12 protein-coding genes are annotated in these 12,606 nt (G+C 65.6%); 1 reads left to right on the top strand and 11 read right to left on the bottom strand.

The window, feature by feature from the left end; all coding sequences use genetic code 11:
* Nucleotides 1–9: 9 nt before the first annotated feature.
* From hemC to ACOQPI_RS17200, 9 genes are all read right to left on the bottom strand, one after another.
* The gene (hemC, locus tag ACOQPI_RS17160; RefSeq protein WP_420620828.1) at nt 10–870 is read right to left on the bottom strand and encodes a hydroxymethylbilane synthase; all 861 of its coding nucleotides are present in this window, start codon (nt 868–870) and stop codon (nt 10–12) included.
* A gap of 4 nt (nt 871–874) precedes the next feature.
* A complete protein-coding gene (locus ACOQPI_RS17165) occupies nt 875–2,125 on the bottom strand; it encodes a glutamyl-tRNA reductase (RefSeq protein ID WP_420620829.1) in 1,251 nt (416 codons plus the stop codon).
* A gap of 74 nt (nt 2,126–2,199) precedes the next feature.
* A complete protein-coding gene (locus ACOQPI_RS17170; protein WP_420620830.1) occupies nt 2,200–2,835 on the bottom strand; it encodes a precorrin-2 dehydrogenase/sirohydrochlorin ferrochelatase family protein in 636 nt (211 codons plus the stop codon).
* Between the two features lie 92 nt (nt 2,836–2,927).
* Nucleotides 2,928–3,791, bottom strand: a complete 864-nt coding sequence (locus ACOQPI_RS17175) for an SAM hydrolase/SAM-dependent halogenase family protein (RefSeq protein ID WP_420620831.1) — start codon at nt 3,789–3,791, stop codon at nt 2,928–2,930.
* Between the two features lie 43 nt (nt 3,792–3,834).
* Nucleotides 3,835–4,029 (bottom strand): helix-turn-helix domain-containing protein, encoded by a 195-nt coding sequence (locus ACOQPI_RS17180; protein ID WP_420620832.1) that lies wholly within the window; start codon nt 4,027–4,029, stop codon nt 3,835–3,837.
* Between the two features lie 181 nt (nt 4,030–4,210).
* Nucleotides 4,211–5,005: a pyrroline-5-carboxylate reductase gene (proC, locus tag ACOQPI_RS17185; RefSeq protein ID WP_420620833.1), complete on the bottom strand. Its 795-nt coding sequence runs from the start codon at nt 5,003–5,005 to the stop codon at nt 4,211–4,213.
* A gap of 152 nt (nt 5,006–5,157) precedes the next feature.
* Nucleotides 5,158–5,613, bottom strand: coding sequence for a YbjN domain-containing protein (locus tag ACOQPI_RS17190; protein ID WP_420621062.1), 456 nt, complete (start codon nt 5,611–5,613; stop codon nt 5,158–5,160).
* A gap of 34 nt (nt 5,614–5,647) precedes the next feature.
* A complete protein-coding gene (locus tag ACOQPI_RS17195; protein WP_420620834.1) occupies nt 5,648–6,862 on the bottom strand; it encodes a glycosyltransferase in 1,215 nt (404 codons plus the stop codon).
* A 65-nt stretch (nt 6,863–6,927) separates the two neighbouring features.
* On the bottom strand, nt 6,928–7,236 hold the full coding sequence (locus ACOQPI_RS17200) for a MoaD/ThiS family protein (protein WP_420620835.1): 309 nt from the start codon (nt 7,234–7,236) through the stop codon (nt 6,928–6,930).
* Between ACOQPI_RS17200 and ACOQPI_RS17205 the strand changes: the two genes are divergently transcribed.
* A complete protein-coding gene (locus ACOQPI_RS17205; protein WP_420620836.1) occupies nt 7,235–7,813 on the top strand; it encodes a histidine phosphatase family protein in 579 nt (192 codons plus the stop codon). The genes ACOQPI_RS17200 and ACOQPI_RS17205 overlap by 2 nt on opposite strands.
* Before the next feature lie 365 nt (nt 7,814–8,178).
* On the opposite strand, the gene ACOQPI_RS17210 is transcribed toward ACOQPI_RS17205, so the two are convergent.
* Together ACOQPI_RS17210 and ACOQPI_RS17215 are read right to left on the bottom strand one after the other, a co-directional pair.
* Nucleotides 8,179–8,427, bottom strand: a complete 249-nt coding sequence (locus ACOQPI_RS17210) for a hypothetical protein (protein WP_420620837.1) — start codon at nt 8,425–8,427, stop codon at nt 8,179–8,181.
* 2,005 nt (nt 8,428–10,432) lie between these two features.
* A complete protein-coding gene (locus ACOQPI_RS17215; protein WP_420620838.1) occupies nt 10,433–12,445 on the bottom strand; it encodes a fibronectin type III domain-containing protein in 2,013 nt (670 codons plus the stop codon).
* Nucleotides 12,446–12,606 lie beyond the last annotated feature (161 nt).

Below are 12,606 nucleotides of genomic sequence, written 5' to 3' on the forward strand. Positions count from 1 at the left end.
AATGGCCAGTCACCAGGCCACCGTATCCAGCAGCTGGCGGGCCAACTCCCGTCCCAGGGCCTCCCCATCGTCGCCTTCGCCCACCGCGGTATGGCACCGGCCGTCGAGGCCGTCGGCCAGCACGGCCCGCATGGCCAGGGTGGTGCCATCCACATGGGCGTGGGCACCGGCTGGCAGCGTGCAATCGCCGCCCAGAGCAGCTAGGAACGCCCGCTCGGCATCCACCTCCCGGCGGGCCACCGGGTCTTGGATGGCAGCCAGCAACTCGCACGCCCGCCGATCATCGGCTCGGCATTCCACCGCCAGGGCCCCTTGGCCCACTTGAGGCACCATGGCCTCGCAGGCCAACACATCCACCACCGGCGGATGCTCACCCAAGCGGTCCAAAGCGGCCTTGGCCATCACCACCGCGTCGAAGTCGGCGGCCTTGGCCAGACGGGTGCCGATGTTGCCCCGCAGCTCGGCAAACCGCAGATCGGGGCGTAGCTCCCGAAGCTGGACCCGGCGGCGGGCTGAACCCGTGGCCACAAGTCCTCCCTCGGGCAGATCCGACAATCGACAGCCCACCAGCACGTCTCGGGGGTCGGCCCGGCGGGGCACGGCCGCAATCATCAGGCCGTCGGGGGTGGCGGCAGGGAGGTCCTTGGCCGAGTGCACCGCGAAATCGGCCCGGCCGTCGAGCACGGCGGCTTGCACCTCCTTGACGAACATCCCCTTGCCGCCGATGGCCGAGATCGGCGTTTCGGCTTGGCGGTCGCCCGCGGTGGTCACCAGAAGCGGCTCGACGTCGGCGGCGCGGCTCAGCAGGTTGGCAATGTGAGCAGTCTGCCAGCGGGCCAAGGCGCTGCCTCGGGTGGCGGCCCGCAGCATGGGACTAGAGATCGAACAGGTCCCGGAGTGCTTCGGCCAGACGGTCACCCCGCGGCGATCCGGCCGCGTCCTTCAGCCTCACCGTAGGCTCGTGCAGAAGCTTGCCCACCAGACCCCGAGTGGCCGCTTCCACCGCTTCCCGCTCGGCCGCGGACAGCCCACCCGAATGGCGGTCCAGCTCCTCCTTGCGCAGAATCTCGGCCCGAGTCCGGAAAGCGGCGATCAAGGGGGCCGCCTCGCGGGCCGAGCTGTGGTCCAGATAGCGGTTCAGCTCGTCGTCGATGATGCCCCGCACCCGGTCCAACTCGGCGCGGCGCTCTCGCAGTCCCCTATCAGCGAAGGCCCTCAGATCGTCCATGTCCAGCAGGGTCACCCCGTCCAGATCGCCCGCCGCGGGATCCACATCGCGGGGCACCGCGACGTCCACGATCAAAAGCGGGCGGTTGGCCCGCTCGGCCATGATCTCGGCCACGTCGCAATGCTCCAGAATCATCGACGACGCACCGGTGGATGTGAGCAATACGTCCACTACCGCCAATTCGGCGGACATCTCGTGAAGGCCCACTGCTCGGCCTCCGATCCGCTGCGCCAATTCCTCGGCCCGACCGGTGGTGCGATTGGCCACCACGACTTCGGCCGCCTCGCTCTTGGCCAGGCTGGCAGCCATGCCTTCACCCATGTCTCCGGCACCCAGCACCATCAGACGACGGCCAGCCAAACCGCCCAGCCGCTCGGTGGCCAAGGCCACCGCCGCCTGGGAAACCGAGGTGATATGACGGGATATGCCGGTCTCAGTACGGGCCCGCTTGCCCACTTCTGTGGCGTGGCGGAAAAGGTTGTTCAACGACGAGCCGCAAGTGCCCTCCAACCGAGCGGTCTCCCATGCGCTCTTGACCTGCCCTTGGATCTCGTTCTCACCGAGCACGGCTGAGTCCAGGCCGCACGCCACCGAGAAAAGGTGCGACACGGCGTCGGCCTCATAGTGGGCATAGAGCGCATCGCTGAACTGCTCAGGGGCCACGTGGGCGCTCTCGGAGAGGAAATCCCGCACATTCTGAAACGCCCCGTGGAAGGTCTCGGCAAAGACGTAGACCTCGATGCGATTACAAGTGGACAGCACGACCGCCTCGGAAACATGCTCCCGACCGATCAGGTCGGCCAGCGCCTTGGGCAGGGAAGACTCATCGATGGTCATCCGCTCGAGAAGGCCGAGCGGTGCCGATCGGTGGTTGAGGCCTATCGCCAGTACAGACACTTATTGCCAGCTTCCGTGTCTACCGGGGACTACTAGTTATGCAGTCGTACATTGGGTGTGCCTACCGGTTTCGCCTACATCAGGGTGTTCTCGACCAAGTGGTCGATCTTTGCTTGCGCTTGTCCGGTTTCGCCGGAGCGGATCAACTCCAGCATCCCCGAATCCATAACATCTTGCCAAGCCAGGCCCTCGGTGTGCATCCCCGTCGCCTGAATCCTCTCTCGCGCCTCGCTGAGCAGGCATAACAGGGTCTCGTATTCTGGGCCGATCTCGTCTTGCAGGCGTAGGCGAAGCCAGCGCGACAACGCCGGACTGTGCCCCCCCGTGGAACAAGTCACCAGCAGCGGTCCTCGACGCAATCTGCTGGGCAAGGTGAACGAGCAATGCGCGGGATCATCGGCGCTGTTCACCCATACTCCGGCGGCCTCGCCGTCGCGGTAGACCTGGGCATTGACCTCGGCCCGACCGGTGGCCGCCACCGCCAGCCGGTAGCCCTCGACATCGCCCGGGCGATAGGAACGGCGATGGACGGTGACACCGGGACGGTCGTCTAACTCCGGAACTACTTCCGGGGCGATCACGTCCACAACGGCCCCGGCTTCCAGCAGTCCATCTACCTTGTTCAATGCCACCTGTCCTCCTCCCACCACCAGGCAGCGATGGCCGCGAACCCGAAGGTTCACCGGGTAGAGGATCTCATCGACGGGCATAGCCGATTACCGAGCAAGCACGAACAACTGGATAGCCGCGGCGACAAGGATGGCCAGCAACAAGATGGCGATGGCGATGGTTGTTCCGGGTCTCATGTCAGTTCATCTGATCGTTTGGGTTGCAGTTCCACCGGAGTGGCCGGAGCGGGTCCACCGGGCTCAACGGTGATGGAGTCTCCCTCCACACAGCTCAACTCCAGAGCCGCTGATCCCCGGTTGACGGCGACAGCCACCAAGCCGTACGAGTCTACCAGCACCCCCAATTCGCCACTGCCGAGATCGCTGAAGCTATTGACTCGCCGGGCGGTGCGGCCGATGTCGCTAGCGGTGAGCCGGAGCCCATCGCCCATTGGCGCCATCTCGGCGGGATCCAGGTTGAGCTGCAAGTTGCCAAACCGGTCGATCCACAACACCTCGGCATGGATCGTCTTGCCGTCGGCCCGGCTCACCGGCACCATGCCGGGGGTCAGGGAGTCCACCGGGACCGGCGTCCCCAGGTCTTCGAGGCCGGTGCCCAAGCACAGGTGGGCCGCGGCAGGGGCGAACACGTCGCGGCCCGCGAACGTCGGCCCGGCCGAAGCAAGGTGATAGTGCTCGGCAGTGAGCTCCACCGCTCGGGAGGCGCCGCCCACCATGGCCACCGCCGGGGCCAGCAGGCCGTTGTCGGGACCGACCAGCACCGAAGCGCCGTCGCCCACCTCCACCGCTACCGCTCGGCGGCTGCCGCCCACACCGGGATCGACCACCGCCAGCACAACGCCGGGCACCAAGTACTGGGCGCTGCGGGCCAGAGCCAAACCTCCGCCCCGCACATCGTGGGGGGCGATGTCGTGGGTGATGTCCACCACCGCCACCTCGGGGGCGATGGAGCGGATGACCGACTTGACCACTCCCACAAACTCATCGCTCAGCCCGTAATCGGACAGGAACGAGATGGTGTCGTACCGCAGCGTCATTGCTTGGCCAATACCTTGTGGGGGCCAAGGGGGAGTGGCAGTGTCAGCCTGCCTGGGTGTAGCGACTGGCCAAGTATCGGTCTACGTCGCCCTCTCGCAATCGATACGACTTGCCGATCCTCACCGCGGGAAGGTCTCGGGCCTTTATCAGCCGGTAGACCGTCATCGTTGACACTCTCATGAGGGCAGCAACCTCTGCCACGGTCATGAGTTTTTCCCGCCCATCTGGCTTAGCCATGCCATCACACCCCTGACTCCGCTGTGCGCCGCTCACCTTACGCGGCACTGCTAGTGGTGTGCCACCCCGCATGGACAACAACAAGAAATGCCTGATTAACCTGCCGTTTGCCTCCTCAAGTGGCACCCCCCGCTATGGCCGGTTACCACACCTATGCCTGATTAACCTGCCGTTTGATTCCTCAGGTACCACCCAGCTCGCGGCTGCGCTGGGTGGCGGCCACCACCGCAGCGATGAATGCCGACGCCGCCCCTCGGGCTTCCAGCTCGGCGATACCCGCGGCGGTGGTGCCCCCCGGAGAGGTCACCGCGGCCCGCAGGTCGGCGGGCAGCTCGCCTGACTCAGCCAGCAGCCGAGCCGCCCCCAAGAGGGTCTGGCGGGTGAGGGCATCGGCCATGTCCGGGGAAAGGCCCACCTCTTGTCCGGCGGCCATCAAGTTCTCCGCCATCCAGAACAGGTAGGCAGGTCCCGAACCGGAGAGCCCGGTGACCGCGTCGAGCATCGACTCATCGCACACCACCACCGTGCCCACCGCTTCCAGCACACCGGTGGCCCATTCCAGATCCCCCTCGGTGGCATGACGGCCCGCGGCAATGGCCGCTGCGCCCTCGCCTACCAGCGCGGGGGTGTTGGGCATGGCCCGGATAACCCGGGCGCCGGGGCCGAGAACTGCCTCGAGGGCCCCAGTGGTCACACCGGCTGCAATGCTCAGGACCCGGCCGACCCCCGCCGACTTGAGGTTGCTTCCGGCCGAGGCGGCATCGTCGGGCTTGACGGCGAGAACGGCATCAGCCTGTTGGAGCGGATGGTCGGCCACCGTCACGCCGCTGAAGCGTTCGGCCAATTCTTCTCGCCGATCGGAGATCTTCTCTACTACGGCCAGCTCGTCCGGCTGAGCCCATCCGCCGGCCAGCAAGCCGCCGAGCAAGGCCTCGCCCATGCGGCCTCCGCCGATGAGTTGCAGTCGAATTGCCACCTCACTGCTATAGCACCCCAGAGCCGGTCTCATCCGGCAAAAAACTCTGGCCGGTGGGATGACTTCCCCGATCACTCCCACCGACCAAGAGCACTACCCAAGGAACTTACATCCAATTTACATTGAAAACAACTAAAAATTATTAAAAAGTGCTAATCTTTGAACCGAGTCTGGTAGCCGATCCGCATACAGGTCCGAAACCACCGCTCGGAATAGGCGTAGAACGACCCCAAGAGCCGGTCGATCTCCGCTTCGGTCACCGTATGGGCTGGCAGCTCGGTCACCAGGAACACGGCATCTTCGATCCCGATGGCGAAGCGCAAACCGGCCAGCTCGCGGTTGCGGCGCAACAGATACTCATACAGCCGGCCCTCGTTCTCCTCGGGTGCGGGCATGAAGTGGCATTCGCAGTGCAACTGGCGCTGGCCGAGAGTGAACCACACGGTGGACACCGTCTTCTCCTCCCCCACCATTCGCACGTACCAACGTCGCTGGCCGGGCTCGCCCCGGTCCACGGTCAACACGGTGGGATTGGTGTGAAGTTGGTCGTCCAGCCAGGCATCGATGTCCGACTCCAAAGCGGCCAGCTCCTCGGGCCGCAGAATCATGTGCAATAGACAGGGTTACAGGCCATCGGCGGCGTCATGTGCAATAGACAGGCACTCGGGACTGGACCCTTCGATATGTGGCTCGCAAAGAGCGGGCCATGGCCGCCCACGAATACGAACGGGCCCGCTCGGCTGCATTCATGGCCGTCTCGGCGGCCAGCAGCGGGTTGTCGATGAGGGCGGCCGTCTGAGCAGCAAATGCCTCGGCGGTGGCATCGTCTACCAGGAATCCGGTTCGGCCGTGGTCCACTATCGAGCGCAGCCCGCCCACGGGAGCGGCCACCACCGGGGTGCCGCTGGCCGCCGCCTCCAGGGCCACCAGTCCGAACGACTCGCTGCGGCTGGGAACCAGAACAACATCGGCGGCCCGGTAGTAAGTGGACAGCCAGTGGTGGGGACGGGGGGGAACCAGCGTCACCTGGTCCTCAAGGCCCAAGGCGTGTATGCAGTCTTGGAGGCGCCGATACTCGGTCTTACCCTCGGTGCCGCTGGGCCCTCCAACCACAAGCAGGCGGGCATCCTCGCGACCCAGACACGCCAGTGTTTCCACCGCAACCAGAGGCCGTTTCAGCGGCTGGATCCGGCCGACAAAGAGCAACACCGGACCTTGGCCCAATCCGAGGGCGGTGCGGGCGCCATCGCGATCCCCGGGGGAGAACAGCGCGTGCTCCACTCCCGGCGCGGCTAGCTCAATCCGTTCGGGCGGGGCGTCGTAGAACTCTCGAAGTTGCTGGGCTTCTGGCTCACAGGAGGCGATCACCGCATCGGCACAGCCGATCACCTCGGTCTCGGCCTGGGCCCGGAGCTCCGACTCGGGATCGCCAGTGGCCGCCTTTACCCGGGCCAGCGTGTGGAAGGTCACGGCCAGCGGTACTTCCACCGCGTGCTTGACCCGGTGACCGGCCACCCCCGAAAGCCAGTAATTGGCGTGAATCACATCGGGGCGCCGGTGTCGCCGGAAATCAGCCAGCACACCATCAGCGAACTCTTCCACCACCCCGGAGAGGTCTTCCTTGTTCAATTCGACGGGCCCAGCTTTGATGTGGACCACAGTCACGCCCGGTTCGATGTCCACCTCATCGGGCAGCCCTTCCTGGGCTCGCCGCACATACACCCGGCACTCGCTGCCCGAGTGGGCCAAGGCCGCGGCCATCTCCCGCACATACACGTTCATGCCGCCGCTGTCGCCCACGCCGGGCTGGGTTAGCGGCGACGTGTGCAGAGACAAGATCGCCACGTTCTGGGTCATGACCCCAATCCCCGAATCATGACGAGGTTGCCCCGCGAACAAAGAACTGGCATGGCCAATTGAGGCTACCCCCCGGACACTGGGGGCAGCACAGCCACCTCGTCGCCGTCGGCGACCGGCTCAGATCCGGTAACCGGCTCGCCGTTCAGCCACACCCGGCAAATCTGAAGCTGTTCGGCAAAGGCCGCGCCATAGCGATCCACCGCAGTGGCCAGTACTTGGTCGACAGTGGCGCCGGGGACTTCGTCTCGACCGGTGCCCGCCGCCTCCCTGACGTGTGCGAACAGGCGCAGCGTGGCCATGGGCAGAATTGTACGGGAATACTCTGCCACTGCCGCAGTCTGAAAGGCCCCGCCCATTACCGTGACAGCCATGGCTCGTCTCCTTCTGATCCGACACGGGCAGTCGGAATGGAACGCGGCTCGGCGCTGGCAAGGTCAGGCCGACCCCCCGTTATCGGAGTTGGGACGCCGGCAGGCGGCCGAAGCCGCGGCCCGGCTCGAGCCGGTTGACGTGGTGGCCACGTCCACCCTCCAACGATCCCGGGTGAGCGCAGAGATCATTGCCGAAGCGCTGGGCTGCGACCCGCCGATCCCGGTTCCCGAGCTGATCGAGCGGGATGTGAGGGAGTTCTCCGGATTGACCCGGGCGCAGATCGAGGAGCGGTACCCCGGATTCCTAGAAGACGGCCGCCGCCCACCGGGCTGGGAGCAAGACGACGCCCTATTGGCCCGAGTGTTGGCCGGCCTCCACCGATTGGCCAGCCTCGTCGGCCACCAGTCTGCGCTGGTGGTCACCCACGGCGGGGTGATCCACACCCTGGAACACCACTTGGGCTGCCCGCCCGACCGGGTCGCCAACATGAGCGGCCGGTGGGTGACGATAACCGATGGCCGGATGGTTCCCGGCGAGCGAGTCCACCCCCTAGAGGGGGCTTGTCAGTCTCCGTAGTTTGGGCGGAAACCAGACCGTAAGGGTAGCCGCTTGCTGTAATGCGCGAACCCCCAGCATGTCGGCGACGGCAAGCTCTGGTAGTGGATGCCCAGACTCCCCACCGGCGACGACCTCGCCACCCAGTTCGAGGCTTTCCTCCGAGACCCTTGGAAATAGCGGCTTTCAGTATGTTTCAGTGCTTTATAAGTAGAACAGCGCCGAATCATACGATCCGACGCTGTTCCAAAGAGATCGGTAGGATCTCCATTGGTGGGGCTGGCATGGCGCACGGACGGCCTCCAAAGCTGACTCCGTGGGGGTTCGAGTCCCCCCAGCTCCACCGCCCACTATAGCCCAGCGATGCTATATCGCGGTTAGGCGGGCTAGGAGTTGCAGCGCTGGCGGGCGGCGTCGAGCGTTTTCGAGGGTGGCACTCTGGTTACCCAGAGCTGGAGGGTGCCGACGGCCAGCCCGGTGTGCGCGGCGGCGGGGTGGTAGCCCACAGCCGCCACCAAGTCGGCTAGAGCCTCCCGCAGCTCGTCGGCAACAGCCGCTAGCTCTTCGCATTTTGCGACAGCGGCGGCTACCTCCTGGGCCGGGTTCAGCGGCCCATCAGCGGTCGAAGTAACCAACGTGCTCGCTTTTGAGAGCGGGGAAGCGATGGCTCAACAATCTCCCAACACGCGAAGCCAAGTAGCCCGCCGCCAAACAGACGACAAGAGTTCCGAAGATCACGATTAGGGGGGATAGGCCAGCACCGGACAACCAGCCGCGGAGAAAGTCGAATATCACTACAGAGACAACAATGAACAGATAGTCATACCAGGGCAATTTCCTGTGGTTCCGCCAGATGTTCAACTTCATAACCCTAGAATTTAGCCGCGTACGTCTCGCACTCGGCCACATCCGCCATGCTGACCGCCAAGCGCATGGCGTAGGATCGGAAGCTAGTGTGGCGGCGGCCGCATGAGTAGAAGTCAAGTGGCCGCCGCCACACCAATGTTGAGCGCTCCCCAGGAGCGGCTACCTTGGTGGCATGACTTCTACTCATGCTTCAGAGACCGCCAAGGCCAGCAACCCCCAGCGGCCACGACGCCAACGTGTCTGGTGGGGAAAAGCGGCAATACCTACCCTTGCTTGTGGGGGAGTGCTCTTTTCGCGCGATCTGCTCGATCTGCCGCTTTTTCCTGCGCTTCCGCTGGTAGCAATAGGCATAGCGGCAGTGGCGATCCCGCTTGCAAACGCTCTGGATCGGCGCTGTTAAGCATCGGGCACGAACCTGGGGCCGCCACGACGCCCACAGCGCCCAGGACCACCACAGAGCCCGAGAGAGCGCCCACAGCGCCGCACCAGCGGCTAGACCAAAAACAACCGGGGCAGCTCAGCCAGCCGGTGCTGAGCGCGCCCTGACACGTCTAATGATCGGTGAACACACAAGCACCAAGACGCCAGCGGCCCCGAACGGCACTATCACGATGGCGGGGTGGATGTTCAGCAGGCCCGCGAACCACGGGGCGAACAGATAGATGAAGAGAGAGACCCCGGTAGCCGGCAGTACGCCAAGGAACAAGACCACGACAATGTTGGTGGTGCGCCGGCTGATTGGCAATGTAAAAGCAAGCCCCCCGAGCGAGCCTAAGACAACGGTGGTGCGCCGGCTGATTCGCGGGGCATCCGAAGCGGTATCGTCGTGGGGGTGTGGTGGGGGGTTTTGAACGCTCATTGCCCCCCACCATACACCTGCAATCGGGCCGCCTCACCGCCCGGCGGGCCACAGCGCCCGAGAGAGCGCCCAGGGCGGCCACAGCGGGCCTACAGCGCCCCTGACACGTCTAGTGAGGAACGGCCACCAAACCGGCTAGGGGGCTACGAACCCTCGCGGCGCTAGCGTGTGTTGGAAGGAGGCAGGCTTGGCCGCTGAGCCTTGGGGCAGCCCCGGCGAGACTTGACTCGTTTCCACACCAACCGCCAAGCGCACATAAACAGAAACGGCCATCATTCGATCCCCTCATGGTTGTCGTGTCGCCGCCGGTAGACCCTGTAGGCCCGCCGCACATATGGAAAAACGACAAGAAAGACAAACAGGCCAACAAGCAGCGCTGGCCACCTGCCAATGAACCTTGCCAGAACAAGGTTTTGAGCGAGAATCACCGCTGCGAATAGCCAAAAGGGTGTCAAGAGCTGTTTTTCCGCGGTTTTCTTGGCTCTCTTGTCGGCGGCGGCTCGGGAGCGGGCGGCGGCTCGGGAGCGGGCGGCGGCTCGGGAGCGGGCGGCGGCGATGGTGGCGGCCTCTGTGCGTTGCCGCTCCCTCTCCAGGTATGCCCGAGCGGCCCCCCGTGGTGGCTTCGAGGGGGTGTCGTCGTGGGGGTGTGGTGGGGGGTTTTGAACGCTCATTGCCCCCCACCATACACCTGCAATCGGGCCGCCTCACCGCCCGGCGGGCCACAGCGCCCGAGAGAGCGCCCAGGGCGGCCCCAGCGGGCCACAGCGCCCGAGAGAGCGCCCAGGGCGGCCCCAGCGGGCCCACAGCGCCCGAGAGAGCGCCCAGGGCGGCCCCAGCGGGCCGAGAGAGCGCCCAGGGCGGCCCCAGCGGCCCCACAGCGCCCCGGCGGTTTCGGGTTTTGCGGGGGTGCGGTTCTATCGGCAGCGCACGGCTTCGTTGTCGCCTACTTTTTTGTTTCCGGCGATCTTGGCCTGCATTCCGACTTGGTACCAACCGGCGTTCGGCACGTCGAAGGTCGTCGAGGTGCCCGCGACCGCTTTTTGGAATCCGCGGTGGCCGCGGTTTTTGGCCTCGTTCGCCCAGATGTCGGGTTTGAGGGTTTCGGGGGTCTTGCTCCAAGTGACCGTGATGACCCAGCCCGAGCCCGACGACTCGCACGACACAGAGTCGAACGCCAAAGAGGGCTTGGCCTCGGGCTTGGGGGCTGTTGGGGTGGTCTGGCCGGTGATCCAATCGGAGACGCCATCAGCGTTGAACGCCGCCACCCGCACGTCGTAGGCCGAGCCGTTGGAAAGCCCGGTGATCGTGTGCGATGTGGCCAAATCCGAGCCGTGGTCCAAATCCTCGGACCCCACAGCGGCGTCACCCCACGCCTGAGTCACAAGCTTCCACTGCACCCGATACCCGAAACCCGCCGCGGGCGCGGTGGCCGACGCCGACCACGAGACCGCGATCTGCTTATCGCCCGCTGTAACCGACAGGCCCGACGCCGGATCGGGAGCCGACGCCGCCGGGGCTGCGGGGGTGGTCTGGCCGGTGACCCACGCCGAGACGCCATCAGCGTTGAACGCCGCCACCCGCACGTCGTAGGCCGAGCCGTTGGAAAGCCCGGTGATCGTGTGCGATGTCGCCAAATCCGAGCCGTGGTCCAAATCCTCGGACCCCACAGCGGCGTCACCCCACGCCTGAGTCACAAGCTTCCACTGCACCCGATACCCGAAACCCGCCGCGGGCGCGGTGGCCGACGCCGACCACGAAACCGCGATCTGCTTATCGCCCGCTGTAACCGACAGGCCCGACGCCGGATCGGGAGCCGACGCCTTCGGCTCGGGCTTGGCGGCGATTGTGCAGTTGGCGGCCTCGGCCTTTTTCAGCTCGGCAACCACCGGGCTCCAACGCGAGCTCGAGTAGGCGTCGGCGTGGCCCTGGGCCTGAGCCGAGGTCATCGCGGACACGCCGGGGAAGTCCTCAACGCACAACCCCTCCAAAGCGCCGTTCCAACGGTCGACGTGGTCCTGGCCGTGCTGGGTCTCAGCCGCATACCCCCTCACCGTGGCGACCAAGCTCGCCGGGGCCTTATAGGCCGGAGCCGCGGGGGTGGCCTGGCCGCTGATCCACGCCGAGACGCCATCAGCGTTGAACGCCGCCACCCGCACGTCGTAGGCCGAGCCGTTGGAAAGCCCGGTGAGCGTGTGCGATGTGGCAAGGTCCGAGCCGTGGTCCAAATCCACAGACCCCACAGCGGCGTCACCCCACGCCTGAGTTGTGAGCTTCCACTGCACCCGATACCCGAACCCGGCGGCGGGAGCGGTGGCCGAGGCCGTCCAAGAAACCGCTATCTCCCCGTCGCCGGGGCTCAGGGACAACCCCGACGCCGCAGCCGGAGCGGGCTTGGCCGGGGTCGCCTGGTCGGTGATCGACTTCGAGAAACCGTGGTCGTTGAACGCCGCCACCCGCACGTCATAAGCCAAACCGTTGGCCAGCCCGGTGATCGTGTAGAAGGTCGCCAAATCCGAGCCGTGCTGCAAATCCTCGAACTGGGCGGCGGCCTGGTCCCACGTCTGAGTCGGGAGCTTCCACTCCACCCAATACCCGAAACCGGCCGCGGGGGCTGTGGCCGAAGCGGTCCACGAGACCGCGATCTGCCCGTCACCCGCGCTCAGCGACAAGCCCGAGGCCGCAGCCGGAGCCGCGGGGGCGGGGGCGGGTTTGCAGCCCGAGACGTGGCCGTGGGGCGTGCGCGATGTCGGTATTTTGCCGTCGGGGCATGTGTGTTCCCCGGCGTGGCAGTAATCGTGGCCCCAGAGGTGCTGGCCGTCGGGGCAGGTGTGGTCGGCGTGGCAGATGACCCGGCCGTTGACAAGGGTGTGATCGTGCTCGCCGCTGCTGGGCGTGCAGTTAGCAGACTCCAAAAATTCGATGTACACGACTTCGATGTTGCCATCGCAACCACCACCGGAATGGTCGTATGCGAAACAGACGACAGGTTCGGGTTCGGATTCTGGGAAGAGAACGTAATCGCAATAGGAACTCACGCCGAAAGTGGCTGTTCCCTGGGCGATCTCCCCAACAGCATTTGCAAAATTTT

This window comes from Candidatus Poriferisocius sp. (assembly GCF_965219815.1).
Taxonomy (GTDB): Bacteria; Actinomycetota; Acidimicrobiia; order Acidimicrobiales; family Bin134; genus Poriferisocius.